The 23,573-nt window shown below is 61.3% G+C and carries 33 protein-coding genes; 27 read left to right on the top strand and 6 right to left on the bottom strand.

From position 1 onward, the window contains the following. Positions 1 to 42: 42 nt before the first annotated feature. The 19 genes from rplP (at position 43) to FHS49_RS18230 (ending at position 10,860) form a co-directional block, all read left to right on the top strand. On the top strand, positions 43 to 465 hold the full coding sequence (gene rplP, locus FHS49_RS18140; RefSeq protein WP_184021620.1) for a 50S ribosomal protein L16: 423 nt from the start codon (positions 43 to 45) through the stop codon (positions 463 to 465). Positions 466 to 477: 12 nt separating this feature from the next. Next, positions 478 to 687, top strand: a complete 210-nt coding sequence (gene rpmC, locus FHS49_RS18145; protein WP_184021622.1) for a 50S ribosomal protein L29 — start codon at positions 478 to 480, stop codon at positions 685 to 687. 10 nt (positions 688 to 697) lie between these two features. Then, the gene (gene rpsQ, locus FHS49_RS18150; RefSeq protein ID WP_184021624.1) at positions 698 to 964 is read left to right on the top strand and encodes a 30S ribosomal protein S17; all 267 of its coding nucleotides are present in this window, start codon (positions 698 to 700) and stop codon (positions 962 to 964) included. A 59-nt stretch (positions 965 to 1,023) separates the two neighbouring features. Next, a complete protein-coding gene (rplN, locus tag FHS49_RS18155) occupies positions 1,024 to 1,395 on the top strand; it encodes a 50S ribosomal protein L14 (protein ID WP_184021626.1) in 372 nt (123 codons plus the stop codon). After that, a complete protein-coding gene (rplX, locus tag FHS49_RS18160; protein ID WP_184021628.1) occupies positions 1,395 to 1,715 on the top strand; it encodes a 50S ribosomal protein L24 in 321 nt (106 codons plus the stop codon). The genes rplN and rplX overlap by 1 nt, the downstream gene beginning before the upstream one ends. After that, complete coding sequence (rplE, locus tag FHS49_RS18165) at positions 1,708 to 2,292, top strand: 50S ribosomal protein L5 (RefSeq protein ID WP_184021630.1); 585 nt, start codon at positions 1,708 to 1,710, stop codon at positions 2,290 to 2,292. The genes rplX and rplE overlap by 8 nt, the downstream gene beginning before the upstream one ends. Positions 2,293 to 2,295: 3 nt before the next feature. Beyond that, positions 2,296 to 2,601 (top strand): 30S ribosomal protein S14, encoded by a 306-nt coding sequence (gene rpsN / locus FHS49_RS18170; protein ID WP_184021633.1) that lies wholly within the window; start codon positions 2,296 to 2,298, stop codon positions 2,599 to 2,601. Positions 2,602 to 2,611: 10 nt separating this feature from the next. Continuing rightward, a complete protein-coding gene (rpsH, locus tag FHS49_RS18175; protein ID WP_184021636.1) occupies positions 2,612 to 3,007 on the top strand; it encodes a 30S ribosomal protein S8 in 396 nt (131 codons plus the stop codon). Position 3,008: 1 nt separating this feature from the next. Next, positions 3,009 to 3,542 carry a 50S ribosomal protein L6 gene (rplF, locus tag FHS49_RS18180; RefSeq protein WP_184021639.1) on the top strand — a complete coding sequence of 178 codons (534 nt, stop codon included), beginning with the start codon at positions 3,009 to 3,011 and terminating at the stop codon, positions 3,540 to 3,542. 3 nt (positions 3,543 to 3,545) lie between these two features. Then, a complete protein-coding gene (gene rplR / locus FHS49_RS18185) occupies positions 3,546 to 3,899 on the top strand; it encodes a 50S ribosomal protein L18 (RefSeq protein WP_184021642.1) in 354 nt (117 codons plus the stop codon). A gap of 2 nt (positions 3,900 to 3,901) precedes the next feature. Beyond that, complete coding sequence (gene rpsE, locus FHS49_RS18190; RefSeq protein WP_184021734.1) at positions 3,902 to 4,639, top strand: 30S ribosomal protein S5; 738 nt, start codon at positions 3,902 to 3,904, stop codon at positions 4,637 to 4,639. 4 nt (positions 4,640 to 4,643) lie between these two features. Beyond that, the gene (gene rpmD / locus FHS49_RS18195; RefSeq protein ID WP_184021645.1) at positions 4,644 to 4,829 is read left to right on the top strand and encodes a 50S ribosomal protein L30; all 186 of its coding nucleotides are present in this window, start codon (positions 4,644 to 4,646) and stop codon (positions 4,827 to 4,829) included. A gap of 117 nt (positions 4,830 to 4,946) precedes the next feature. Then, a complete protein-coding gene (rplO, locus tag FHS49_RS18200; RefSeq protein WP_184021647.1) occupies positions 4,947 to 5,501 on the top strand; it encodes a 50S ribosomal protein L15 in 555 nt (184 codons plus the stop codon). A gap of 124 nt (positions 5,502 to 5,625) precedes the next feature. Beyond that, positions 5,626 to 6,993 carry a preprotein translocase subunit SecY gene (gene secY, locus FHS49_RS18205; protein WP_184021649.1) on the top strand — a complete coding sequence of 456 codons (1,368 nt, stop codon included), beginning with the start codon at positions 5,626 to 5,628 and terminating at the stop codon, positions 6,991 to 6,993. 46 nt (positions 6,994 to 7,039) lie between these two features. Continuing rightward, entirely contained in the window at positions 7,040 to 7,687 is a 648-nt protein-coding gene (locus FHS49_RS18210) for an adenylate kinase (protein WP_184021651.1), read from the top strand. 172 nt (positions 7,688 to 7,859) lie between these two features. After that, positions 7,860 to 8,393 carry an SRPBCC family protein gene (locus FHS49_RS18215; protein WP_184021654.1) on the top strand — a complete coding sequence of 178 codons (534 nt, stop codon included), beginning with the start codon at positions 7,860 to 7,862 and terminating at the stop codon, positions 8,391 to 8,393. 146 nt (positions 8,394 to 8,539) lie between these two features. After that, positions 8,540 to 9,895, top strand: a complete 1,356-nt coding sequence (gdhA, locus tag FHS49_RS18220; RefSeq protein WP_184021657.1) for an NADP-specific glutamate dehydrogenase — start codon at positions 8,540 to 8,542, stop codon at positions 9,893 to 9,895. A gap of 58 nt (positions 9,896 to 9,953) precedes the next feature. Next, positions 9,954 to 10,571, top strand: coding sequence for a beta/gamma crystallin family protein (locus tag FHS49_RS18225; RefSeq protein ID WP_184021660.1), 618 nt, complete (start codon positions 9,954 to 9,956; stop codon positions 10,569 to 10,571). Between the two features lie 7 nt (positions 10,572 to 10,578). After that, positions 10,579 to 10,860 carry a hypothetical protein gene (locus FHS49_RS18230; RefSeq protein WP_184021662.1) on the top strand — a complete coding sequence of 94 codons (282 nt, stop codon included), beginning with the start codon at positions 10,579 to 10,581 and terminating at the stop codon, positions 10,858 to 10,860. 27 nt (positions 10,861 to 10,887) lie between these two features. On the opposite strand, the gene dmeF is transcribed toward FHS49_RS18230, so the two are convergent. Together dmeF and FHS49_RS18240 are read right to left on the bottom strand one after the other, a co-directional pair. After that, positions 10,888 to 11,799 (bottom strand): CDF family Co(II)/Ni(II) efflux transporter DmeF, encoded by a 912-nt coding sequence (gene dmeF, locus FHS49_RS18235; RefSeq protein ID WP_184021665.1) that lies wholly within the window; start codon positions 11,797 to 11,799, stop codon positions 10,888 to 10,890. A gap of 4 nt (positions 11,800 to 11,803) precedes the next feature. Continuing rightward, a complete protein-coding gene (locus FHS49_RS18240; protein ID WP_184021668.1) occupies positions 11,804 to 12,076 on the bottom strand; it encodes a metal/formaldehyde-sensitive transcriptional repressor in 273 nt (90 codons plus the stop codon). A 253-nt stretch (positions 12,077 to 12,329) separates the two neighbouring features. On the opposite strand from FHS49_RS18240, the gene rpsM reads away from it, so the two are divergent. From rpsM to rplQ, 4 genes are all read left to right on the top strand, one after another. After that, a complete protein-coding gene (gene rpsM / locus FHS49_RS18245) occupies positions 12,330 to 12,698 on the top strand; it encodes a 30S ribosomal protein S13 (protein ID WP_184021671.1) in 369 nt (122 codons plus the stop codon). Between the two features lie 68 nt (positions 12,699 to 12,766). Beyond that, positions 12,767 to 13,156, top strand: coding sequence for a 30S ribosomal protein S11 (gene rpsK / locus FHS49_RS18250; RefSeq protein ID WP_184021674.1), 390 nt, complete (start codon positions 12,767 to 12,769; stop codon positions 13,154 to 13,156). 97 nt (positions 13,157 to 13,253) lie between these two features. After that, positions 13,254 to 14,315, top strand: a complete 1,062-nt coding sequence (locus FHS49_RS18255; protein ID WP_184021676.1) for a DNA-directed RNA polymerase subunit alpha — start codon at positions 13,254 to 13,256, stop codon at positions 14,313 to 14,315. Positions 14,316 to 14,502: 187 nt separating this feature from the next. Then, a complete protein-coding gene (gene rplQ, locus FHS49_RS18260; protein ID WP_184021679.1) occupies positions 14,503 to 14,925 on the top strand; it encodes a 50S ribosomal protein L17 in 423 nt (140 codons plus the stop codon). A gap of 217 nt (positions 14,926 to 15,142) precedes the next feature. Here the strand turns inward: rplQ and FHS49_RS18265 are convergent, their stop codons facing one another. The 3 genes from FHS49_RS18265 to FHS49_RS18275 form a co-directional block, all read right to left on the bottom strand. Further along, entirely contained in the window at positions 15,143 to 15,814 is a 672-nt protein-coding gene (locus tag FHS49_RS18265) for a hypothetical protein (RefSeq protein ID WP_184021683.1), read from the bottom strand. Continuing rightward, on the bottom strand, positions 15,811 to 16,371 hold the full coding sequence (locus FHS49_RS18270) for a hypothetical protein (protein WP_184021686.1): 561 nt from the start codon (positions 16,369 to 16,371) through the stop codon (positions 15,811 to 15,813). The genes FHS49_RS18265 and FHS49_RS18270 overlap by 4 nt, the downstream gene beginning before the upstream one ends. Before the next feature lie 374 nt (positions 16,372 to 16,745). After that, positions 16,746 to 16,895: a hypothetical protein gene (locus FHS49_RS18275; RefSeq protein WP_184021689.1), complete on the bottom strand. Its 150-nt coding sequence runs from the start codon at positions 16,893 to 16,895 to the stop codon at positions 16,746 to 16,748. Between the two features lie 187 nt (positions 16,896 to 17,082). Between FHS49_RS18275 and FHS49_RS18280 the strand changes: the two genes are divergently transcribed. The 4 genes from FHS49_RS18280 to FHS49_RS18295 all read left to right on the top strand — a co-directional run bounded on the left by FHS49_RS18280 (position 17,083) and on the right by FHS49_RS18295 (position 23,093). Next, the gene (locus FHS49_RS18280) at positions 17,083 to 19,239 is read left to right on the top strand and encodes a prolyl oligopeptidase family serine peptidase (protein WP_184021692.1); all 2,157 of its coding nucleotides are present in this window, start codon (positions 17,083 to 17,085) and stop codon (positions 19,237 to 19,239) included. Between the two features lie 77 nt (positions 19,240 to 19,316). Then, entirely contained in the window at positions 19,317 to 19,901 is a 585-nt protein-coding gene (locus FHS49_RS18285; protein WP_184021694.1) for a hypothetical protein, read from the top strand. Positions 19,902 to 19,984: 83 nt separating this feature from the next. Then, positions 19,985 to 21,544, top strand: coding sequence for a glutamine-hydrolyzing GMP synthase (gene guaA / locus FHS49_RS18290; RefSeq protein WP_184021696.1), 1,560 nt, complete (start codon positions 19,985 to 19,987; stop codon positions 21,542 to 21,544). 292 nt (positions 21,545 to 21,836) lie between these two features. Continuing rightward, positions 21,837 to 23,093: a tyrosine-type recombinase/integrase gene (locus FHS49_RS18295; RefSeq protein ID WP_184021697.1), complete on the top strand. Its 1,257-nt coding sequence runs from the start codon at positions 21,837 to 21,839 to the stop codon at positions 23,091 to 23,093. Here FHS49_RS18295 and FHS49_RS18300 read toward each other — a convergent pair. Beyond that, on the bottom strand, positions 23,083 to 23,352 hold the full coding sequence (locus tag FHS49_RS18300) for a helix-turn-helix transcriptional regulator (protein ID WP_184021699.1): 270 nt from the start codon (positions 23,350 to 23,352) through the stop codon (positions 23,083 to 23,085). The two genes, FHS49_RS18295 and FHS49_RS18300, sit on opposite strands and share 11 nt — an antisense overlap. Positions 23,353 to 23,573 lie beyond the last annotated feature (221 nt).

Here is a 23,573-nt window from a genome sequence, read left to right on the forward strand (position 1 = left end):
TGATCGACCGACATACGAACGGTGTCAGAAGGCGAATAAGAAATGCTTCAACCCAAGAAGACCAAGTTCCGCAAGGCGTTCAAGGGCCGGATCCACGGCAACGCTGCCGGCGGCACCACGCTCAACTTCGGCGCCTTCGGCCTGAAGGCGATGGAACCGGACCGGATCACGGCCCGCCAGATCGAAGCGGCGCGCCGCGCGATCACGCGCCACATCAAGCGCCAGGGGCGTTTGTGGATCCGCGTATTCCCCGATTTGCCGGTTTCGAAAAAGCCTGCCGAAGTCCGTCAGGGCAAGGGCAAGGGTTCGAACGAATATTGGGCGGCGCGCGTCAAGCCCGGCCGTATCCTGTTCGAACTGGACGGCGTACCCGGCCCGCTGGCCCGCGTTGCTTTCGAGCGCGCCATGGAAAAGCTGCCGATCAAAACCAAGGTGGTCGCCCGCCTTGGCGAATCGATGCACTGAGGAATTTGAGAGATGGCTAACAAAGACGATCTCAAGGTGAAAACCGACGACCAGCTCAGCGAGCAGTTGGGCGAGCTGAAGCGCGAGCAGTTCAACCTGCGCTTCCAGGCCGCGACCAACCAGCTCGAGAAGCCGTCGCGTATGCGCGTGGTGCGTCGCACCATCGCACAGATCAAGACGCTTCAGACCGCGCGTTCGCGCGACGCTGCGGCAAAGGCTTAAGGAACACACTATGCCAAAGCGCGTGCTGACCGGAACGATCGTTTCCGACAAGACCGACAAGACGGTGGTGGTGAAGGTCGAACGCCGGGTAAAGCACCCTGTGTACGGCAAGATCATCCGTCGTTCGAAGAAGTATCATGCCCATGATGAAGCCAATTCCTACAAGGAAGGCGAAACCGTCCGGATCGAAGAGACCGCGCCGATTTCGAAGCTGAAATCCTGGAAGGTCGTCGAGCGGGTTGATACCCATGCGGCGCCGGAAACAGCCGAAGGCTGACAAGATCAACGGAACTCCCGGAGCAATTCCGGAAAGCCAGATAAGAAGGAAGCGGATCAATGATCCAGATGCAATCCAATCTTGATGTCGCTGACAACAGCGGCGCCAAGCGCGTCCAGTGCATCAAGGTGCTCGGAGGCTCCAAGCGGCGCACTGCGACCGTCGGCGACGTGATCGTCGTTTCGGTCAAGGAAGCAGCGCCGCGCGGCAAGGTGAAGAAGGGCGATGTCCATCGCGCCGTGATCGTGCGCACCCGCAAGGACATTCATCGTCCCGACGGTTCCACGATCCGCTTCGACGGCAATGCCGCCGTGCTGATCAACAAGAACAATGGCGAGCCCATCGGCACGCGCATCTTCGGGCCGGTCGTTCGCGAGCTTCGCGGCAAGAACCACATGAAGATCATCTCGCTCGCACCGGAGGTGTTGTAATGGCATCCGCCAAGATCAAGAAGGGTGACACGGTCGTCGTCCTGTCCGGCAAGGACAAGGGCCGCACCGGCGAAGTCACCAAGAGCCTGCCCAAGGATGGCAAGGTCGTCGTTTCGGGCGTGAACATCGCGACCCGTCATCGCAAGCCGACCCAGCAGAATCCGCAGGGCGGCCTGGAACGCACGGAAGCGCCGATGCACGTCTCGAAGGTCGCGATTGCCGATCCCAAGGATGGCAAGCCGACGCGCGTTCGCTTTGAAACCAAGGACGGCAAGAAGGTTCGCGTCGCCGTGAAGTCCGGGGAGACGATCAGTGGCTGATGCCCAATATACGCCGCGTCTGCGCAAGACGTATGATGAAACCATCATCAAGGCGATGACCGAGAAATTCGGTTATAAGAATGTGATGCAGATTCCGCGTCTCGACAAGATCGTCATCAACATGGGTGTTGGCGAAGCGACGCAGGACAAGAAGAAGGTCGATATCGCGGCTTCCGAAATGGAGCTGATCGCCGGCCAGAAGCCTGTCATCACCAAGGCGAAGAAGTCGATCGCACAGTTCAAGCTGCGCGAAGGGATGCCGATCGGCGTGAAGGTCACCCTTCGCCGTGAACGCATGTACGAATTCCTCGATCGCCTGATCACCGTCGCGCTGCCCCGCGTTCGCGATTTCCGTGGCCTCAATCCGAATTCGTTCGATGGCCGCGGCAATTATGCGATGGGTCTCAAGGAACAGATCATTTTCCCTGAGATCAGCTATGACCGCATCGAAAAGGTGCGCGGCATGGATGTGATCGTGACGACCACCGCGAAGACCGACGACGAGGCGCGCGAGCTGCTTCGCCTCTTCGGTTTCCCCTTCCCCCAGGAAGAAACCGAAGAAAAGAAGGCGGCCTGAGCCATGGCGAAACTGAGCTCCATCAATAAGAACGAACGCCGCAAGAAGCTGGTCAAGAAATATGCCGGTCGATATGCGTCGCTCAAGGCAATCGCGGGCGACACGTCCAAGGATGAAACCGAGCGTCTGATCGCACGGTTGAAGATGGCCGAGATTCCCCGGAACGGCAATCCGACCCGCGTTCGGAACCGTTGCGAAATCACCGGCCGTCCGCGCGCCTATTATCGTAAATTCCGTCTCTGCCGTATTCAGCTACGGGATCTGGCCAACAAAGGCCTCATCCCCGGCGTTACGAAGTCGAGCTGGTAAGGATTAAGAGATGGCATTGACCGATCCCTTGGGTGATTTGCTCACCCGCATCCGCAACGGCCAGCGCGCCAAGAAGGACAGCGTGGTTTCCCCCGCGTCCAAGCTGCGCGCGCGCGTTCTCGACGTGCTTCAGCGCGAAGGCTATATCCGTGGTTATCGCGAGGAAGAACTCGCGGGTCACGATGGCCTCCGCATCGAGCTGAAATATTTCGAAGGCCAGCCCGCAATTCAGCACGTCGCCCGCGTTTCAAAGCCCGGTCGCCGCGTTTATTCGGGTTCCAAGGATCTCCCTGTCGTGCGTAACGGCATGGGCATCACCATCGTCTCGACGCCCAAGGGTGTTCTGTCCGACGCGGAAGCGCGCGACCAGAATGTCGGCGGCGAAGTGCTCGCGGAGGTCTTCTGATATGAGCCGCATCGGAAAAGTTCCGGTTCCCGTGCCTGCTGGCGTCACCGCCAGCATCGAAGGCAGCATTCTCTCGGTCAAAGGACCGAAGGGCACGCTGACCATGCCGATGCTGGACGACATCAGCTATGGCATCGAGGACAACCGCATCGTCGTGAAGCCGGCGAACGAGACCAAGCGTGCGCGCTCCTTCTGGGGTATGCACCGCACGCTGGTGCAAAACCTGGTGACGGGCGTCAACGACGGCTTCACCAAGGTGCTCGAAATCACCGGCGTCGGCTATCGCGCGAATATCAACGGCAAGAAGCTCAAGCTTCAGCTCGGCTATTCGCACGATGTCGATATCGAAGTGCCGGAAGGCATCGAGGTGAAGACCCCTGATCAGACCACGGTCGAAATCTCGGGGATCGATCGTCAGAAGGTGGGTCAGCTTGCTGCTGAAATCCGCCAATGGCGCAAGCCGGAACCCTATAAGGGCAAGGGCATCAAATATCGCGGAGAGTATATCTTCCGCAAAGAAGGTAAGAAGAAGTAAGCCATGGCGAAACTCTCTCTCTTCGCAAAGCGGCGCCAGCGCGTCCGCTCCGCTCTCAAGGCTCGCGGCGGTCTCCGCCCCCGGCTTTCCATCCACCGTTCGGGCCGGCATATCTATGCCCAGGTCATCGACGACGCGCAGGGCAAGACCCTCGCTTCGGCTTCGACCCTGGAAAAAGACGTGCGCGGCAAGACCGGCGCTACTTCGGAAGCTGCCGCCGATGTCGGCAAGCGCGTCGCCCAGAAGGCGAAGGACGCTGGCGTCACCAAGGTCGTGTTCGATCGCGGAGGCTTCCTGTTTCACGGACGCGTCAAGGCGCTGGCTGATGCCGCGCGTGAAGGCGGATTGGAGTTTTAATGATGGCTGACGAAACCAACCAGGGCGTCGAAGCCGCAGCAACCGACGCACCGGCAGCAGCACCCGAGGGCCGCGGCCCCCGTGGCGGCCGCGGTCGTGGCGGCCCCGGCGGCGGCAACAACCGCAGCGGTCCCGGTGGCGGTCGTGACAATCGTGGCGGTGGCCGTCGCGACAATCGCGGTGGCAGCAACCAGGATGATGGCGGCGAAGAGCTGATCGAAAAGCTCGTTCACATCAACCGCGTTTCCAAGACCGTGAAGGGCGGCAAGCGCTTCGGCTTTGCAGCACTCGTGGTCGTGGGCGATGGCAAGGGCCGTTCGGGCTTTGGCCATGGCAAGGCGCGCGAAGTGCCCGAGGCGATCTCCAAGGCGACCGCGGCGGCCAAGAAGGCCATGATCCGCGTGCCGCTGAAGGAAGGCCGCACGCTGCATCATGATGGCACCGGTCATTTCGGCGCCGGCCTCGTCTATCTGCGCGCCGCGCCTTCGGGCACCGGCATCATCGCAGGTGGCCCGATGCGCGCTGTCTTCGAAAGCCTCGGCGTTGCCGACGTTGTGACCAAGTCGGTCGGCACGTCCAACCCCTATAACATGATCCGGGCGACCTTCGAGGCGCTTGGTGAACAGACCAGCCCCAAGTCGGTGGCACAGCGTCGCGGCAAGAAGATTGCCGATCTGCTGCGTCGTGGCGGTGCATCCGACGCGACGGTCCAGGCCGACGCTGAAGCGGTCGTGGAGTAAGCACATGGCAGACAAGAAAACCGTCAAGCTGACCCAGACCGGGTCGCCCATCCGCCGTCACCCCGATCAGCGCAAGACGCTGGTGGGCTTGGGCCTCAACAAGATGCACCGCAAGGTGGAGCTTGAGGATACCCCTTCGGTGCGCGGCATGATGCAGAAGGTGCGTCACCTCATCACGGTGACCGAATAAGAATCGCGTTTGCTCTGGTATCTTCCGGAGCAGATCGTTAGAGGCATCGCACCCCGGCCCCAGGCCGGGGTGTAGCCAATTTTATCAGCGCGACAAAAGCGAAAGCGAGTGCACGACATGAAACTGAACGACATCCGCGACAATCAAGGTGCCCGTAAATCCCGCGTCCGCGTGGGCCGTGGCATCGGTTCGGGCCTGGGCAAGACTGCCGGCCGTGGTCAGAAGGGCGCGAAAGCGCGTTCGGGCGTCGCCATCAACGGGTTCGAGGGTGGCCAGATGCCGCTCCACATGCGTATCCCTAAGCGCGGCTTCAACAACATCTTCGCCAGCGATTATGCCGAAGTGAATCTCGGCCAGATCCAGAAGCTGATCGATGCCAAGACGCTCGACGCGTCGGCTCTGATCGATCATGCGGCGCTCAAGGCCATCGGCATTGCGCGCGGCGGCAAGGATGGCGTGCGCATTCTGAACAAGGGGGCGCTGACCGCCAAGATCAACGTCAAGGTTGCCGGTATCTCGGGCGCGGCGAAAGCGGCGATCGAACTGGTCGGCGGTTCCGTCGAGGTGATCGAAGTCGTCGCCGCTGCGGACAAGGCCAAGGCCAAGCATCGCACGGTGCAGAAGGTTCGGGCGGCCGATAAGGAAGCCAAGAAGGCCGCAGCGAAAGCCTAAGGGCTTTGGCCTTGAGCCGCTTTTTGCCGCATCGGGCTTAGACAAAGCGTGATCGGCGACTATATGGAGCGGCGGGGGCACACAGCCTTCCGCCGCTCATATTTTTTCAGGATCTGGTAAACCTATGGCATCCGCAGCCGACTCCCTGGCCACAAACCTGAACCTGTCCAAATTCGCGCAGGCGACCGAGCTGAAGAAGCGGCTCTGGTTCACCATTGGTGCGCTGATCGTGTTCCGCCTCATGAGCCATGTGCCGCTGCCGGGCATCGATCCGCGCGCGCTGGCCACGCTGTATGAAACCACGCGCGGCGGCGTGCTTGATTTCTTCAACACCTTTTCGGGCGGTTCGCTGTCGCGCATGAGCGTCATCGCGCTCGGCGTGATGCCCTATATCACCGCCTCGATCGTCATCCAGCTTGCGACGGCGCTGTCGCCCACGCTTTCCGCCATCAAGAAGGAAGGCGAAAGCGGCCGCAAGCGCCTCAACCAATATACCCGTTACGGCACCGTGGGCCTTACGGTCATCCAGGGCTATTTCATCGCCGTCGGCCTTGAAACCTGGGGCGCGACGCAGGGCATGAGCGCTGTTGTCGAGCCGGGCTGGCCCTTCCGCATCGCCGCCGTGATCTCGCTTGTCGGCGGCACGATGTTCCTGATGTGGCTGGGTGAACAGATCACCAGCCGCGGTGTCGGCAACGGCATTTCGCTGATCATCATGGCCGGCATCGTGTCGCAGCTTCCCATGGGGCTGGCGAGCCTGTTCGAAAGCGGCCGCACCGGCGCGCTGTCTCCGCTGATCATCATCGGCGTGATTGTCCTGGTGCTGGGCCTGATCGGCTTCATCTGCTTCATGGAGCGTGGCCAGCGCCGCGTGCTGATCCAATACCCCAAACGCCAGACGCAGCGCGGCCAGATGCAGGCGGAGCGCAGCCATCTGCCGCTGAAGATCAACACCGCCGGCGTGATTCCGCCGATCTTCGCCTCGTCGCTGCTGCTGATGCCGCTGACGCTGGTGCAGTTCGCCGGTCAGCGCACCGCGGGCGAAAGCGCCTGGGGCGATTTCATGATCTCGGTGACCACTGCGCTTCAGCACGGCTCACCGCTTTACATGTCGCTTTACGCCGCCGGCATCATCTTCTTCTGCTTTTTCTACACCGCCGTGGTGTTCAATCCGGAAGAGACGGCTGATAATCTCAAGCGCTATGGCGGCTTCATCCCCGGCATTCGTCCTGGCAAGAATACCGCCGACTATCTGGATTTCGTGCTGACGCGCATCACCGTGATCGGTGCGGCCTATCTCACGCTGATCTGCCTGGTTCCCGAATTTCTGGCGGCGCGCTCCGGCATTCCGCTGACTCTCGGCGGCACCAGCCTGCTCATCGTGGTCAATGTGACGATGGATACGGTGACCCAGATCCAGAGCCATTTGCTCGCCCATCAGTATGGCGATCTTATCAAGAAAGCGAAACTGAAGGGTGGTCGCGGGCGCTAAGCGCCGCCATGATCCGCATCTCAGTCGCTTGGGGGAGTCTGCACCTATGAATATCATCCTGTTGGGGCCGCCAGGCGCGGGCAAGGGTACGCAAGCCAGCCGTCTCGTCGAAGAGCATGGCATGGTGCAGCTTTCCACGGGCGACATCCTGCGTGCGGCGGTCAAGGAAGGCACCGAAGTCGGCAAGATGGCCGACGAGATCATGAAGGCGGGCAAATTCTTTCCCGATGAATTGATGGCCCAGATCCTCGGCGAGCATATGGACAAATTGGGCGCGGATACGGGGATCATCTTCGATGGCTATCCCCGCACGGAGCGCCAGGCCGAATTGCTCGATGAGCTGATGGCGGCGCGCGGTCGCACGCTGGATCATGTGATCGAGCTGGATGTGGACGAGGATGCGCTGGTCGAACGGATCACCGGCCGTTTCACCTGCGCCCAATGTGGTGCGGGGTATCACGATACGTTCAAGCGGCCCGTGGTCGAAGGCCGGTGCGATGCCTGCGGCAGCCAGGAATTCAAGCGCCGCCCCGACGACAATGCCGAAACGGTGCGCACGCGCATGGCGGAGTATCGCGCCAAGACAGCCCCGATCCTGCCGATCTATGAAGCCCGCGGTCTTGTGAGCAAGGTGGACGGCATGGCCGATATCGGCGACGTCAGCGACGCGATCGAACAGATACTCAAGGGCTGAACGGCCCGCCGCTTCCCGTCATGCTGAACGTGTTTCAGTAGCCATTCGTCCGTCCGCATATGGGCCGTGACTTTGAAATGGACCTTGAAACACGTTCCGAGTGACGATGGGAGGCGGACTCTCGCTTTCCTCCGAACCGCGCTATACTCCCGCCAAAGCATTGGGGGATGTCATGAAGCAGATCATAGCCGCAATCATGCTGCTGGCGGCCACGCCTGCCGCGGCCGAGGTGAAATCCGCCACCGATGCCGGTTTCGATATCGCCCACGAAGCGGTGATCGCCGCACCGCCCGAAGATGTCTATGCCGCGCTGCGCGCGCCGGGGCGCTGGTGGAACAAGGATCATAGCTGGTCCGGCGATGCGCAGAATCTGTGGATGGATGCGCAGGCGGGCGGCTGTTTTTGCGAAACGCTGCCGGGGAAAGCGCCGAACGCGTCGGGCAGCGTTGAGCACGCGCGCATCATCTTTGCGCAACCGGGCAAGATGCTGCGAATGATCGGCAGTCTCGGCCCGCTGCAGGGCGAGGCGGCGATCGGCACGCTCACCTTCGCGCTGAAGCCCGTGGACGGCGCCACGGTCGTGACGCTCACCTATGTGGTGGGCGGGCATGTGCGGATGGGGATGAAGGCGATCGCGGCGCCGGTCGATGGCGTGCTGGGCGAACAGCTCGCCCGGCTCGCTGCGCTATTTCCAAAGCCTGAGTGACCGTCGGCCGTCGGCCTCTTTTCGCACAAACAGTCGTTGCGCGTTCATGAAACCGGCTTAGTCTCCGCTTCATCGCATGGTTCCGACTCGAAGGATCAGCGGGAAGGGTCGCCTGATACTGACTTATCCAAGCAGGGGGCGAAGCTATGGCTGTTACAGATCATGTGGATCTGCCGACATTTATCGAAGGCGTGAAGAAGCGGAATCCGGGGCAGCCCGAATTCGTCCAGGCGGTCCAGGAGGTCGCCGAGGACATTTACGATTTCATCGAGGATAAAGAGCAATATCACGCGCAGCAGATCCTGCGCCGTATCGCCGAGCCGGATCGTGTGATCTCCTTCCGGGTCTGCTGGCAGGATGATGCGGGCAATATCCGCGTGCAGCGGGGCTGGCGGGTGCAGAATAACAATGCGATCGGCCCCTATAAGGGCGGCATCCGCTTTCACCCCTCGGTCACCGAGAGCGTGCTCAAATTCCTCGCTTTCGAGCAGACTTTCAAGAATGCGCTGACCGGCCTGCCCATGGGCGGCGGCAAGGGTGGCGCGAATTTCAATCCCAAGGGCAAAAGCGACGGCGAAGTGATGCGCTTCTGCCAGAGCTTCATGACCGAGCTTTACCGGCATATCGGCGCTGACGTCGATGTGCCCGCAGGCGATATCGGGGTCGGCGGGCGCGAGATCGGCTATATGTTTGGCCAGTATAAGCGGATCACCAACCAGTTCACCGGCGTGCTGACCGGCAAGGGGCTGGAATATGGAGGCTCGCTGATCCGCACCGAAGCGACCGGCTATGGCGCGGTCTATTTCCTGCTGGAAATGCTCAAGACGCGCGGACAGGATCTGATCGGCAAGCAGGCGGTGATTTCCGGTTCGGGCAATGTGGCCACGCACGCGGCGGAAAAGGTGGTGCAGCTTGGCGGCAAGGTGCTCACCTTCTCCGACAGCCAGGGCTTCATCCATGATCCCGACGGGATCGATCAGGAAAAGATCAATTGGGTGAAGGAGCATAAGACCAAACGGCGCGGCCGCATCTCCGAATATGCCGATGCGTTCAAGGGGGCGACCTTTCATGAAGGCCAGACCCCATGGGGGGTGACCTGCGACGTCGCGCTGCCCTGCGCCACGCAGAATGAATTGCTGGGGGATGATGCGCGCACGCTCGTCAAGAATGGCTGCATCGCTGTGGCCGAGGGCGCCAATATGCCGACCAATCTGGAAGGCGTCCATGTGTTCAAGGATGCGCGCATTCTCTTCGCGCCGGGCAAGGCCGCCAATGCCGGCGGCGTTGCGGTCTCGGGGCTGGAGATGAGCCAGAATTCCCAGCGCCGCGCATGGAAGGAAGACGATCTTCAGGTGCTGCTGGTGGATATCATGCAGGGCATTCACGCCAGCGCCTCGGCTTATGGCAAGGTATCTGCCGATTATACCGATTATGTGAAGGGCGCGAATATCGCGGGCTTCAAGAAGGTGGCGGATGCGATGCTGGCGTTCGGCGTCGTCTGATCAAGGGTTAGCGACAATCCCGGCGAGGCATCCGGGCGGATGAAGAGAGGAACGGACAATGCGTATCCCGACGACACTCACCCTGATGGCCTTGCTGGCCCTGCCCGCGGCGGGCGGCGCGCAGCAAGGCGACGAACGACTCTATCGTCCGCCGGGCAACCAGCCCGAAGCGATCATCTATCGCGATCAGAATTATTCCGGCCCCGCCGTGGCGGTCCAGCGCGACGAGGTGGATCTGGGGCTGGCCTGGTCTGTGAACTCGATCCGCATCAATCGCGGAAGCTGGCAGATATGCACGGGCCGCAATTTTTCGGGGCGGTGCGATACGATCACGGCCAGCTCACCCTTCATCACCAAGAATTATCGCAGGATCGTATCGATGCGACCGGTCAACACCGGCGGCCCCTATCCACCGACGCGGCCGGAACCACCAATCCGGCCCGAACCGCAGCAATCGCTGCGTGGCATGGGGGCTGAATTCTTTCCGGCGCCGCGGCAGAACGGCCAGCGTGTCTTCGCCTGCCCCAGCGGCAGCGCCACCGCGAATTGCGCCGCGCGCACTGCGGACAACTTCTGCCGCCAGGCGGGCTGGAATGGATCGAAGAGCGAGGCGCTGCAGACGGAAAGCCGCCGTGTCTATCTGGCCGATGTGCTGTGCACCACCAGCGGATTCTAGGAGAGAAATGATGATGAAGATCGCATTGATGCTCGTGCCCGTCATCATGGTGGCGGCGTGCGCGCCGGTGGATCCGGGATTCAACATCGGGGATCGGTCCTGCCGGGCGATGGAGGGGCGGCTCGTGGCCAATCGGCTTGCCAAGCAATGCAGTCAGGTCGCGATTTCCCGCGTGGCCTGCACGCCCGCGCGATCCTGTCAGGATCTGCGCGCCGAGGTCGATCGCGGCTGTGCGGCCATTCCACCCGGTGCCCGGCATCCGCGCTTCTGCCCGGTCAAGCCGCGCTGAGACCGAGTTGAGCGGCGTGCCTCGGGGTCAGGCGTGGGGCACGCCACACTCCACCGTCACATGCCTCAGCCCTTTGATCCCGGCCAGCCGCTCCCGGATAACGCCGTTGCTGACCGGGCCATCCGAATCGACGCAGACGATCGCGGCATAAGCGGTCGGCCCCACGCGCCACACATGCAGATCGTTGATCCGCGCGTCGCCGGGCGCCTCCACGCGGTGGCGGACCTGCGCGGAGAGTTCGGGCACATCGGCATCGAGCAGCACCGCGCCGGTGTCCTTCATCAGCGTCCACGCCCAGCGCGCGATCACCGCTGCGCCCATCAGGCCGACCACGGGATCGAGCCACACCCAGCCCAGCCACCAGCCCGCGATCAGCGCGGCAATGGCGAAGACCGAGGTGAGCGCATCCGCCAGCACATGCACATAAGCGGAACGCATATTATTGTCGTGATGATGCGCATGGCCGTGTTCATGGTCATGATCGTGGCCATGGGTGAGCAGCATGGCGCTGATGATGTTCACGATCAGGCCGATGACGGCCACGATCAGCGCTTCCTCGAATGCGACGTTCAGGGGATTGACGATCCGGACCACCGATTCCCAGGCAATGCCCAGCGCCACCGTCGCCAGCACCAGCGCCGAGGCAAAGCCCGCCAGATCGCCCACCTTGCCAGTGCCGAAGCTGAAGCGCGGATCGCGCGCGTGCTTGCGGGCAAAGTGATAGGCCGCCGCGGCCAGCGCGAGCGCGCCGGCATGGGTCGCCATGTGAAAGCCATCCGCCAGCAACGCCATCGATCCATAGACCATGCCCGCCGTGATCTCTGCGACCATCATCACCGCGGTCAGGATCACCACCCAGCGCGTGCGCCGCGCATTCTCGTCATGCGCATGGCCGAGGAACACATGATCGTGGGGCAGGGGCGCGCGGTCCGGCGTCATGCGCTCAACGCCCATAGCGATGGAGCAAGGCGATGACTTCCTCCGCGCGTGCGGCGCGGTCCGCATCGGCCAGATCGGGGCCGGCGACATGTTCGCGCAAATGCTGGGCCATGATTTCCTCCATCAATCCGGAAATGGCGCCGCGCGCGGCGGCGACCTGCTGGAGCGTGAGCGAGCAATCCGCCTCTTCGCTCAACGCGCGCTCGATCGCCGCCACCTGGCCGGCGATCCGTTTGACCCTGGCGAGCAGCCGGTCCTTGTCTCTGATCGCGTGCATACTATACCCCCCTATAGTATAATAAGCCGATGGGCAAGATCGGCCGCGTGTGCGAAAGCGTTTTGCGCTTGATCGCAAAGTCTGGGAACAGCCGCTTGACTCGGTGTTGGTCAGCGCCTAAATCATCCATATTCCGAAACACCGGTTCCCGGCGGCGCTGTCTTGCGTTCGCCGCTTTCTTGCGTTTCGGGAATCGCGCTATGAGATGGGCTGCTTTTGCCGAAGCGGCCTGTGGAGCAGGAGAAAGAAGCATATGGCACGTATTGCGGGTGTAAACATCCCGACCAACAAGCGCGTTTTGATCGCGCTGACCTATATTCACGGCATCGGCCCCTCAAAGGCCAAGGCAATCGTCGAAAAGCTGGGCATTGCGCCTGAGCGCCGGGTGCAGGATCTTTCCGATCAGGAAGTGCTCCACATCCGCGAATCGATTGATGCCGAGCACACCGTCGAGGGTGATCTTCGTCGTCAGGTGGCGATGAACATCAAGCGCCTGATGGATCTGGCCTGCTATCGCGGCCTGCGTCATCGTAAGGGTCTTCCCGTTCGCGGCCAGCGCACGCATACCAATGCGCGCACCCGCAAGGGCAAGGCCAAGGCGATTGCCGGTAAGAAGAAGTAGTGATCGCGCGTGGGGCGCGGGATCACCGCCGCCTCCGCTGGTCCTCCAGACATAGGTAGGAATACGATATGGCACGCGAACCTCAGCGCATTAAGCGCCGCGAGCGGAAAAACATCACTTCTGGCGTCGCGCATGTGAACGCCAGCTTCAACAACACGATGATCACCATCACCGACGCCCAGGGCAATGCGATTTCCTGGTCTTCGGCGGGCATGATGGGCTTCAAGGGCAGCCGGAAATCGACTCCCTATGCGGCTCAGGTTGCTGCCGAAGATGCCGGCAAGAAGGCCGCCGAACATGGCGTCCGCACGATCGAAGTGGAAGTGAAAGGCCCCGGTTCGGGCCGCGAATCGGCGCTGCGCGCACTGCAGGCAGTCGGTTTCAACATCACCTCCATCCGCGATGTGACCCCGATCCCTCACAATGGCGTCCGGCCCTCCAAGCGCCGCCGCGTCTGATGTGATTCTCGCCGGGCGGCCCTGACAGGGGCGGCCCGTCGATCCTATTCTATCGGCCGGAGCGATCCCGCTCCCGCCTCAAGCCAAGGGGAAGCCCGTGTCTGTCAATGCAAAGAACTGGCAGGAAATGAAGAAGCCCAATGGCCTGGAGAAGAAAGCCGGCGGCGACGCCAAGCGCAAGGCGACCTTCGTCGCCGAACCGCTGGAGCGCGGCTTCGGCCTGACGCTCGGCAACGCTCTGCGTCGGGTTCTTCTTTCCTCGCTTCAGGGTGCAGCCGTCACTTCGATCAAGATCGAAAACGTGCTGCATGAATTCTCGTCGCTCGCTGGCGTTCGCGAAGATGTGACCGATATGGTCCTCAACGTGAAGCAGATCGCGCTGCGGATGGAAGGCGAAGGCCCCAAAAGGCTCCAGCTTTCCGCCACCGGCCCGACCGAAGTGACCGCGGGAATGATCTCCGTTTCCGGCGATATCGAGGTGATGAACCCCGATCTGATCCTGTGCCATCTCGATGACGGCGCGACGCTCAATATGGAGCTGACCGCTGACGTGGGCAAAGGCTATGTGCCGAGCCAGGCCAACCGTCCGGCCGATGCGCCGATCGGTCTGATCCCTGTGGATGCGCTCTATTCGCCCGTGCGCCAGGTCGCCTACAAGGTGGAAAACACCCGCGTCGGCCAGGAGCTGGATTATGACAAGCTCACGCTGAACATCGAGACCGACGGCACGATCACGCCCGATGACGCGCTCGCTTATGCGGCACGCATCCTGCAGGATCAGCTCCAGTTGTTCGTCCACTTTGACGATCAGATGGTTCAGGCGTCTGCCCCGATCGGCATGGCGGCTGCGCCTGCTTCGGATAGCGAGAGCGACACGAACCAGCTCAACCGCTACCTTCTCAAGAAGGTGGACGAGCTCGAACTGTCGGTCCGTTCGGCCAATTGCCTCAAGAATGACAACATCATCTATATCGGCGATCTGGTCCAGAAGACCGAAGCCGAGATGCTGCGCACGCCGAACTTCGGCCGCAAGTCGTTGAACGAGATCAAGGAAGTCCTTTCCAGCATGGGCCTGCGCCTCGGCATGGAAATCCCCGGCTGGCCGCCCGAGAATATCGAGGAAATGGCCAAGAAGCTGGAACAGGAAATCCTGGGTTGAGCGTCCTGGGCTAAGGCTTGCCTTAGCTTGGGGTTTGATCGCTCGACCCGGACGGCGGGCCTCGGCCCGTCCGACGGTGCGGCTTTGCCGCGACGCTAAGAATAGGGCTTTGGGCGGTGGCCCTTTTATCACCGCCTGGCCGGGAGTGCCTCATACGGCTCCCGAACGAACGTAAAAGGAAATTAACATGCGCCATCGCGTAGGCGGCCGTAAGCTGCAACGTACCTCGTCCCATCGTGCGGCCCTGTTCCGCAACATGGCGGCGGCCCTCATCAAGCATGAGCAGATCCTGACGACTACGGCGAAGGCCAAGGAACTGCGTCCCTATGTCGAAAAGCTGATCACGCTGGCCAAGAAGGGCGGTCTTTCGAACCGTCGTCTGGCCCATGCGCGGATGCTCGATGATGCGCAGCTCAAGAAGCTCTTCGAAGTGCTCGCAGAGCGCTACAAGGACCGCAACGGCGGCTACACCCGCGTGATCAAGGCCGGCTTCCGCGCCTCTGACGCGGCCGCCATCGCCTATATCGAACTGGTCGATCGCGACGTCTCCGCCAAGGGCCAGGACAGCGGCCCGGTGCAGAATGACGACGAGTATGCCGACGCGGCATAAGCGCGACGGACGCTGAGAAAAACGGAAAGGTCTCGTGGTGACACGGGGCCTTTTTTGTTTGGGGCGGGAGCGGAGTGAAGTCGGCTTTGAGCCAATTGTCGTCATTCCGGGGCGGATTTCGCTTTCCCGAAAGCCGCCGTTCACCCAGATCGCGGAAATTCAGCGCTGAGAGATGCCAATCCGATTGTCCACTCAGAAGAGGGCCAGCGCTTGCGAGCTAAAACCTCTGCAATTCTGCGATCTTCGAGAGGTTTCCAAGCGACAGCCTCAAAGGGGCGCGCTCAATCGCCGGGGCACGTTCGCCGGGGCCATTCACAAGCGCCAGTTCAACGTTTTCGACCGCGAAGGTGCCCTTCCTACCGATGATGAACCGATATTCGTTCTGCCATGCCCAATCGTTGGGCTTAATGAATGCCAGTCGTTCTGGGAGTGCCCAATCTGCCGCCGGTATTCTTGCCTGCCCACGATAATCCACGGGACCATGGTAGATTCGTTTGCCGTCCAGATGCCTTCGCAAGCGAATGCTCGACAGCATTTTGCCTGCCAGACTGATTGGCTTCCTGATTTCCACGCAGAACGGACTTTCGAACCTCTCCGCTAAAAACTCGGATCGCTCGTTGCTCATACAATAGACGAACATTTCAGCAGCCTTGACGGAGGCGGTGAACCGATAGCCCTCAAGATTGTAAACTTGCCCATTCTCATGGTTCATTTGCAAGCCGTCTGATGGGTGGTACATCAAGCGACCGTCATCGGGATCGCGTCGAATGTCCGCGTCCTCAAATCCCCGGTAATAGGCCATCGTGCATAGCTGTAATTGCCCCCGTTCGATAAAATCACGCGCCCAATCCTCCTCGGCGAAATATCGGTAAACCGGAGCGACTGTCATTCTTTCTTCGTTTCACGGAGGATCGAAAGATCATGGCGAAAAAGTTCTGCTAACGTGTCGGCCGTCTGAAATGACCACGTGGGATATTCCATGATCCTTTTAGTGCGCTCGGGATCGTGCTTTCTACCCTCTTCATGCTCAGCGAACGAGAGCGCCCTATCAAGCCTCGCTGCATTGCCTTTGTCCCAGAACCCAAGCAGCGTCTGGTAGACATTTTGATCGCTGAAAAGGAATTGGCTCTCCCGCATCTTCGAGTTGAACCGCTGAATGCGCGCTTCTGCCTTCGGGTCACTTTCAGGCATTGATGATATGTGGATGACGAAATCGGCAGTTGCCTCGTAGGTTTCCAAGCGTCGTTCGAACAGGTCTGCCCTCAGCTTGGCCTCTTCGAGTTCGACCTGTCGATCCAGAATATCCGTTTGTTTACTAGATATGCCCGTCTGTTTTAGTCCAACGATTACCGCGCCTACAACCGCAGCTATGCCGGTGAATAGGGTTGAAAATGACTGCCAGTCAAAATTGCACCAATGGATAATACCGAAACCGCAATCAGCCATAAATCTTCCTAAAACGCGGTTCCGGTGTTGGCCGCGCTTTGCGGTCTCATGTTGTAGGTAGTGGATGCGCCGCTGCAAAGGCCCTCGTCAGGGCTAGTCCGTTCGGAATCCGCATCTATCCGCAAGAGCCTGCGAGGCCGCAACCGGCCAAAAATTCCCACTGCCACCACCAAAATCCCCCTGTCCTACACGCCCCAAATCTGCTTTCCTCCGCCCGGCTCTTTCGCACAGTCATCCCTTCCGATCCCCATCCACCGGACGTCGGATTCCATGTCCGTTCAAACCCGGTGATAGTGTGACCCTGGTGTGACCTTAGGCCGATACCGGCCGCTTCCGTCGCCCTGCCCGCGCCATTCCCGGCACCAGCCCCGCGCCTATTCGATCGAATCGCGCGGCTCTGCCCGCCGGTCGCCCTGGCGGCGGTCGGCGGCGCGGCGGTCTGGTCCGTCCCGCGTGCTATCTTCCTGGTCGCGGCGGTCCTTCTGGCGGCGGTCGCCTTCGCTTTCGTCATCATCTTCAAACATGCGATCCCCTTCACATTGTCATGAAGCGACCCGGAGCCTGTCGAAAGTGCGGAATTGATCTTCCATCTTCGCGGCGTCTCTGGCGCTTGAATATCATGGCGAACGTCGTTCGTCGATCCGGCTTTGCCTGCACAGGCGCGCAAGCTAGAGTCCGTGGCTGAAAAACCTGCCCCGGAGATGATGCCCGATGCGCCGCGTGTTGCTTATGCCGTTCCTCGCCCCCTTGCTGACGCTGGCCCCGATGGCTGCGATGACGATGCCCGCGCGTGCGGATGATAGCGTCATCGATTATCCGGAGACCGAGGCGGTGCCGCTGATCGACCGGCAATTCGGCGTGGCGGTGGCCGATCCCTATCGCTGGCTCGAAAATGACGTGCGCACCGATGCGCGGGTCAAGGCCTGGGTGGAGGCGGAGAATAAGGCGACCAACGCCTATCTCGATGCGCTGCCCGGCCGCGATATCCTGAAAAGCCGGATGACCAGGCTCACCGATTTCGAGCGCTTCGGCACGCCGCGCAAGGCGGGCGCGCGCTATTTCTATTCCCGCAACGATGGGCTGCAAAATCAGTCGGTGCTCTATGTGCGGGAAGGGCTGACGGGCGCAGGGCGCGTGCTGGTCGATCCCAATGCCTGGGCGAAGGATGGCGCAACCGCGCTGGCCGAATGGGTGCCCTCCGACGATGGTTCGAAGCTGGTCTATGCGGTGCAGGATGGCGGGACGGACTGGCGCATCGTGCGGTTGATCGATGTGGCGAGCGGGGATCTGCTGGCGGACGAGATCCGCTGGGTGAAATTTTCCAACCTCTCCTGGGCGTCGGACGGGAGCGGCTTCTATTATTCGCGCTTTGCCGCCCCCGCCGAGGGCAAGACCTTCCAGTCCACCAACGCCCATCAGCAGGTGTATTTCCACAAGGTCGGGACGGCCCAGTCCGAAGACACCCTGATCTATGCCACGCCCGATCGCCCGATCTTGGGGCACACCGCGCAGGTGACGGACGATGGCCGCTATCTGCTGATCACGTCCACCGCCGGCACGGACGAGCGGCATGAGCTTCATGTGCTCGATCTGGGCCGGAAGGGTGCCAGGCCTATGACGCTGGTGAAGGGCTTGAAGCATAATTGGGAGCTGATCGGCAATGTCGGCCCGCGTTTCTGGTTCATCACCAACAAGGGCGCGACGCGGCAGCGGATCGTGACGCTGGACGTGGCCCGGCCGCGCGCCAAGCCGGTGCCGATCGTGGCAGAGACGGCGGATACGCTCGTCGGCGCGTCGATGGTGGGGGCCAAGATCGTGCTGGCCTATCTGGGGGACGCGAAATCCGAAGCGACGATGGTCACGCTGGATGGTCAGCCGGGCGGCGAAATCCGTCTGCCGGGAATCGGTACCGCTGTCGGCTTCGGCGGCAAGACGGGCGATCCGGAAACCTTCTACACCTTTTCCAGCTATGCCTCGCCGCCCACGGTCTACCGCTTCGATACCGCCACCGGCGCGTCGTCGGTTTTCGCCCTCCCCAAGGTGGCGTTCGATCCGGAGGATTTCATCACCGAGCAGCGTTTCTATCCCTCGAAAGACGGCACGCAGATCCCGATGTTCATCGTCCGCCGCAAGGATGCGAAGCTGGAGGGCGGCGTGCCGGCGCTGCTCTATGGCTATGGCGGGTTCAATATCTCCCAGACCCCCAATTTCTCGGCGACCAAGCTGGCTTGGGTGGAGCAGGGCGGCATCCTGGCCATCGCCAATCTGCGCGGGGGCGGGGAATATGGGCAAAAATGGCATGATGCGGGCCGGCTCGCCAACAAGCAGAATGTGTTCGATGATTTCATCGCGGCGGGCGACTATCTGATTGCCCAGGGGCTGACGACCAAGGATAAATTGGCGGTGGAGGGGCGCTCCAATGGCGGCCTGCTGGTGGGGGCGGTGGTCAATCAGCGGCCCGATCTGTTTGCAGCGGCGCTGCCTGCGGTGGGCGTGATGGATATGCTGCGGTTCGATCGATTCACCGCGGGCCGCTATTGGGTGGATGATTATGGCTATCCGTCGAAGGAGAAGGATTTCCAGGCGCTTTATGCCTATTCGCCCTATCACAATATCAGGAGCGGCGTGGATTATCCCGCCATATTGGTGACTACGGCGGACACCGATGACCGCGTGGTGCCCGGCCACAGCTTCAAATATATCGCTGCGCTCCAGGCGGCGGAGATCGGCAGCAAGCCGCATCTGATCCGCATCGAGACCCGCGCCGGCCATGGATCGGGCAAGCCGACCGACAAGTTGATCGCGGAAAGCGCGGACATGTATGCCTTTATCGCCAAATGGACGGGGCTGAAGATCAGGGCGCAGTGATGCGCTCGGTTCATCGCTGCGAAAGCCCGGATCGTCTAATGGGCGATTATCGGGATTTTCCCGCAAGGAACAAGACGATGACGGGTTTTCGGAAGCTGGCCGGTGCGGCCGCGATGGCCGCAATGCTGATGGCCTCCACGGCCCCCGCCATGGCGCGCGGACCCGGCTGGGGCAATCCGGGCTGGGGTGGCGGTGGCTGGGGCGGCGGGCATCGCCGTCATCGCGGTGACGGCATCAGCGGCGGCGACGTGCTGGCCGGCATCTTGATCCTCGGCGGCATCGCGGCGGTCGCCAGCGCTGCGAGCAAGAAGTCTCAGGAGCGTCAGGCGGATCGCTATCCGGAGCCCGAAGACGATGTTTATGTGAATGAAGGCAATGGCGACGAAGGCTATCGCGCCCCTGGCCGCATCCAGAATGAAGACGCCGCGGTGGACGCCTGCGCCATTGCCGCGGAGCAGGAAGGTGCCCGCGATGGCCGCACCGCGCAGGTCCGCGATGTGGAAGATGTGATCACGGTGTCGGATGGCTGGAACGTCTCCGGCACGCTGGAAACCCGCAATGGCTATCGCGACACGCGGCGGGATACGGAGGGCTTCACCTGCACGGTGCGCGGCGGCCAGGTGGTCGATGTGCGGATGGATGGCGCGCTGGCGCTGCGGTGATCCCGGTATCCGGCTGGACAGGCGGGCGCTCCCTGCTCTAGGGCCGCGCGCATCCCCATCGTTCAGCAGGAGCCACCGACTCGATGTCCGCAGACCATCAGGATTCGATCCTCATCGTCGATTTCGGGAGCCAGGTGACCCAGCTCATCGCCCGCCGCGTCCGTGAAGCCGGCGTCTATAGCGAGATCGCCCCGTTCAACGCCGCGGAGGCCGCGTTCGAACGGATGAAGCCCAAGGGCATCATCCTCTCCGGCAGCCCCGCCTCGGTCACCGAAGCGGAAAGCCCGCGGGTGCCGCAGCATTTCTTCGAGGCGGGCATCCCCATCCTCGGCATCTGTTATGGCCAGCAGACCATGACGCACCAGCTTGGCGGCAAGGTGGAAGGTGGCGAGAGCGGCGAATTCGGCCGCGCCTTTATCGAAGTCTCCGATCGCTGCGCTTTGTTCGACGGCCTGTGGACCGAGGGCGAAAAGCATCAGGTGTGGATGAGCCATGGCGACAAGGTCACCGCGCTCGCACCCGGCTTTCGCATCGTCGCCACCACCGAAGGCGCGCCCTTTGCGGTCATCGCGAATGACGAGAAGCGCTTCTATGGAATGCAGTTCCACCCCGAAGTGGTCCACACCCCCGATGGCGGCAAATTGATCGCCAATTTCGCGCGGCATGTCTGCGGCCTCAAGGGCGACTGGACGATGGCCGAATTCCGCGAGACCAAGATCGCCGAAATCCGCGCGCAGGTCGGCAACGGGCGCGTGATCTGCGGGCTTTCGGGCGGGGTGGACAGTGCGGTGGCCGCGGTGCTTATCCATGAGGCGATTGGCGAACAGCTCACCTGCGTCTTCGTCGATCATGGCCTGATGCGCATGGGGGAGGCCGATCAGGTCGTCAGCCTGTTCAAGGGGCATTATAATATCCCGCTGGTCCATGTGTCGTGCGAGACGCTGTTCATGAACGGGCTGAAGGGCGAGACCGACCCCGAAAAGAAGCGCAAGTTCATCGGCAAGACCTTCATCGAAGTCTTCGAGGCGGAGGCCAAGAAGATCGGCGGGGCGGACTTTCTGGCGCAGGGCACGCTCTATCCGGACGTGATCGAAAGCGTGAGCTTCACCGGCGGCCCCTCGGTCACGATCAAGAGCCACCATAATGTCGGCGGCCTACCCGAGCGCATGAACATGAAGCTGGTCGAGCCCTTGCGCGAGCTGTTCAAGGATGAAGTCCGCGCTTTGGGGCGCGAACTGGGCCTGCCGGAGATTTTCGTGGGCCGACATCCCTTCCCCGGACCCGGCCTCGCGATCCGCATTCCCGGCGAAGTCACCAAGGAACGCTGCGATATCCTGCGCAAGGCCGATGCGGTCTATCTGGAGGAAATCCGCAACGCCGGGTTGTACGACGCGATCTGGCAGGCCTTCGCGGTGTTGCTCCCGGTCAAGACCGTGGGTGTGATGGGCGACGGCCGCACCTATGACAATGTCTGCGCGCTGCGCGCCGTCACCAGCACCGATGGGATGACCGCCGACGTCTATCCCTTCACCACCGAATTCCTGAGCCGCGTCTCCACGCGCATCGTGAACGAAGTGAAGGGCGTGAACCGCGTGGTGTATGATTATACGAGCAAGCCGCCGGGAACGATTGAATGGGAATGATTTTTGCCACTCCGGGAGTATCCAAAACTACGCTACGATACGACATAACGCGCTGAAATCATTTATTTTTCTATTCGTCGTCTATCGTCATCTATCGGAGGGCATTCCTTCCATCTGACGGACTGGCTGACGGTATGCCCGCGTATTGCACAGCGCTCAAAACATGAATACCGTCACGATCAATGAGGGTTGTGACGGTATTTTTTTCGCTCTAAGCATCTGAAAGATAGGCGAAATCTGCTGAACTTCCCTCGCAAAACTGCCCGACGGTATTTTTACTTGGGAGGTCACTGTGCTTACGGACGCCGCACTTAAGTCGCTGAAGGCGAAAGAGAAATCGTACAAGGTCACTGATCGCGATGGGATGTACGCTCACGTCACGGTCAAGGGTGCGGTCACCTTCCGATTGGACTACCGGCTAAATGGCAGGCGGGAGACCGTTACCCTTGGGAAGTATGGACTTGATGGCCTGTCGCTTGCGAGAGCGCGCGAGAAGTGCATCGACGCGCGCCGGCTCATTGGCGAGGGACTCTCGCCAGCGATCGAGAAGCAACGCGAGAAACGGCGGATCAAGGAAGCGAAGAGCTTTGGCGAGTTCGGCGAGAAGTGGCTTACCGCTGCCCCGATGGCCGACAGCACTAGGGCGATGCGGAGGTCGATCTTCGAGAGGGAACTGCTGCCGGTCTGGCGCAATCGGCTACTCCCCGAAATCAGGCCTGACGATCTGCGGGCGCACTGCGCAAAAATCGTTGATCGAGGCGCGCCTGCGACAGCGATCCACGTCCGTGACATCCTCAAGCAAATCTACGGTTACGCCATTCTGCATGGGGAGAAGGTACAGAACCCTGCCGACGAAGTCGGACCCGCGTCGATAGCGACCTTCGCACCGAAAGACCGGTCGCTATCACCGAGCGAGATCCGGGTGATGTTGAAGCAGCTCGAGCATGTAGCGACGCTTCCAACAATTCGGCTCGGGATGAGGCTGTTCCTCCTGACGATGGTGCGGAAGAGCGAATTGCAGGATGCCATCTGGGACGAGGTCGATTTCGAGAACGCTGTTTGGACCATCCCGAAGGAGCGCATGAAGAGATCAAAGGCGCACAATGTCTATCTATCGCGCCAGGTGCTCGACATCATGATTGCGCTGAAGACATGCGCTGGGAATTCCAGATATCTGCTCCCTTCGCGGTACGACGCAGACGCTCCCATGTCGAGAGCCACCTTTAACAGGGTGACCTATTCAGTCGTCGACCGGGCAAAGAGCGAGGGGCTGCCGCTAGATCCATTCACGGTGCACGACCTGCGGCGAACTGGGTCAACGCTGCTGAACGAACTAGGCTTTAACAGCGACTGGATTGAGAAGTGCCTTGCGCATGAGGACGGGAGGTCTTCGCGGGGCGTTTACAACAAGGCGGAGTATGAGACTCAACGCCGCCATATGATGCAGGAGTGGTCGAACACGGTGGATGCTTGGGTCGCGGGACAGAAGTACGCCCATACGCTTCTTCCACCCAACATGGACCTGCTTGTGCTCGAGCCTAGTGTTTGACCGGCCGGTTGCGCCGCAACGTCACGTCGGGGCATGGCGCCCGCTTGATTGCCTTTGCGCGAGAGGCACGGCGTCGCGCGTCGAGCCATGCCTCGACCTCGGCCAAGTCCCAGACGACGCAGCGCGAGGTCAAATAGAAGCGTTCGGGGAATTCGCCGCGCTGCTCCATCTCGTAGATCGTGCTGTCGGCCAGCGGAACGATCTCGCGCAATTGCTGCCGCCGGATCGTCTTACGCAACGCGAGGGCAATTTCGGCCATTCTGCATCTCCTTCAATCTCTGTCGGGAGATAGAAGACGATAGACGCGGGAAGACGAAAGCCCTGGCCGCCCGACGTGCGGTAATATCGGGCTCTAGCGAATAAATCGGACGGTTCTACTTGGCGCTGTTGATTGCCGCTGAGAAGTGACCCGGGGAAGCCAGTAATTTCCACTGAGAAGTGACCCATGTTTGAACCCGTCCCTGGCTTTGATGAGCGGGG

Origin of the sequence: Sphingobium boeckii, assembly GCF_014199215.1 — a bacterium.
Classification (GTDB): Bacteria; Pseudomonadota; Alphaproteobacteria; order Sphingomonadales; family Sphingomonadaceae; genus Sphingobium_A; species Sphingobium_A boeckii.

What these genes read in the sequence shown, in the direction of transcription:
- rplP (WP_184021620.1), top strand. Translation starts at nt 43, where the DNA reads ATGCTTCAACCCAAGAAGACCAAGTTCCGCAAGGCGTTCAAGGGCCGG.
- rpmC (WP_184021622.1), top strand. Translation starts at nt 478, where the DNA reads ATGGCTAACAAAGACGATCTCAAGGTGAAAACCGACGACCAGCTCAGC.
- rpsQ (WP_184021624.1), top strand. Translation starts at nt 698, where the DNA reads ATGCCAAAGCGCGTGCTGACCGGAACGATCGTTTCCGACAAGACCGAC.
- rplN (WP_184021626.1), top strand. Translation starts at nt 1,024, where the DNA reads ATGATCCAGATGCAATCCAATCTTGATGTCGCTGACAACAGCGGCGCC.
- rplX (WP_184021628.1), top strand. Translation starts at nt 1,395, where the DNA reads ATGGCATCCGCCAAGATCAAGAAGGGTGACACGGTCGTCGTCCTGTCC.
- rpsN (WP_184021633.1), top strand. Translation starts at nt 2,296, where the DNA reads ATGGCGAAACTGAGCTCCATCAATAAGAACGAACGCCGCAAGAAGCTG.
- rpsH (WP_184021636.1), top strand. Translation starts at nt 2,612, where the DNA reads ATGGCATTGACCGATCCCTTGGGTGATTTGCTCACCCGCATCCGCAAC.
- rplF (WP_184021639.1), top strand. Translation starts at nt 3,009, where the DNA reads ATGAGCCGCATCGGAAAAGTTCCGGTTCCCGTGCCTGCTGGCGTCACC.
- rplR (WP_184021642.1), top strand. Translation starts at nt 3,546, where the DNA reads ATGGCGAAACTCTCTCTCTTCGCAAAGCGGCGCCAGCGCGTCCGCTCC.
- rpsE (WP_184021734.1), top strand. Translation starts at nt 3,902, where the DNA reads ATGGCTGACGAAACCAACCAGGGCGTCGAAGCCGCAGCAACCGACGCA.
- rpmD (WP_184021645.1), top strand. Translation starts at nt 4,644, where the DNA reads ATGGCAGACAAGAAAACCGTCAAGCTGACCCAGACCGGGTCGCCCATC.
- rplO (WP_184021647.1), top strand. Translation starts at nt 4,947, where the DNA reads ATGAAACTGAACGACATCCGCGACAATCAAGGTGCCCGTAAATCCCGC.
- secY (WP_184021649.1), top strand. Translation starts at nt 5,626, where the DNA reads ATGGCATCCGCAGCCGACTCCCTGGCCACAAACCTGAACCTGTCCAAA.
- FHS49_RS18210 (WP_184021651.1), top strand. Translation starts at nt 7,040, where the DNA reads ATGAATATCATCCTGTTGGGGCCGCCAGGCGCGGGCAAGGGTACGCAA.
- FHS49_RS18215 (WP_184021654.1), top strand. Translation starts at nt 7,860, where the DNA reads ATGAAGCAGATCATAGCCGCAATCATGCTGCTGGCGGCCACGCCTGCC.
- gdhA (WP_184021657.1), top strand. Translation starts at nt 8,540, where the DNA reads ATGGCTGTTACAGATCATGTGGATCTGCCGACATTTATCGAAGGCGTG.
- FHS49_RS18225 (WP_184021660.1), top strand. Translation starts at nt 9,954, where the DNA reads ATGCGTATCCCGACGACACTCACCCTGATGGCCTTGCTGGCCCTGCCC.
- FHS49_RS18230 (WP_184021662.1), top strand. Translation starts at nt 10,579, where the DNA reads ATGATGATGAAGATCGCATTGATGCTCGTGCCCGTCATCATGGTGGCG.
- dmeF (WP_184021665.1), bottom strand. Translation starts at nt 11,799, where the DNA reads ATGACGCCGGACCGCGCGCCCCTGCCCCACGATCATGTGTTCCTCGGC.
- FHS49_RS18240 (WP_184021668.1), bottom strand. Translation starts at nt 12,076, where the DNA reads ATGCACGCGATCAGAGACAAGGACCGGCTGCTCGCCAGGGTCAAACGG.
- rpsM (WP_184021671.1), top strand. Translation starts at nt 12,330, where the DNA reads ATGGCACGTATTGCGGGTGTAAACATCCCGACCAACAAGCGCGTTTTG.
- rpsK (WP_184021674.1), top strand. Translation starts at nt 12,767, where the DNA reads ATGGCACGCGAACCTCAGCGCATTAAGCGCCGCGAGCGGAAAAACATC.
- rplQ (WP_184021679.1), top strand. Translation starts at nt 14,503, where the DNA reads ATGCGCCATCGCGTAGGCGGCCGTAAGCTGCAACGTACCTCGTCCCAT.
- FHS49_RS18265 (WP_184021683.1), bottom strand. Translation starts at nt 15,814, where the DNA reads ATGACAGTCGCTCCGGTTTACCGATATTTCGCCGAGGAGGATTGGGCG.
- FHS49_RS18270 (WP_184021686.1), bottom strand. Translation starts at nt 16,371, where the DNA reads ATGGCTGATTGCGGTTTCGGTATTATCCATTGGTGCAATTTTGACTGG.
- FHS49_RS18275 (WP_184021689.1), bottom strand. Translation starts at nt 16,895, where the DNA reads ATGTTTGAAGATGATGACGAAAGCGAAGGCGACCGCCGCCAGAAGGAC.
- FHS49_RS18280 (WP_184021692.1), top strand. Translation starts at nt 17,083, where the DNA reads ATGCGCCGCGTGTTGCTTATGCCGTTCCTCGCCCCCTTGCTGACGCTG.
- FHS49_RS18285 (WP_184021694.1), top strand. Translation starts at nt 19,317, where the DNA reads ATGACGGGTTTTCGGAAGCTGGCCGGTGCGGCCGCGATGGCCGCAATG.
- guaA (WP_184021696.1), top strand. Translation starts at nt 19,985, where the DNA reads ATGTCCGCAGACCATCAGGATTCGATCCTCATCGTCGATTTCGGGAGC.
- FHS49_RS18300 (WP_184021699.1), bottom strand. Translation starts at nt 23,352, where the DNA reads ATGGCCGAAATTGCCCTCGCGTTGCGTAAGACGATCCGGCGGCAGCAA.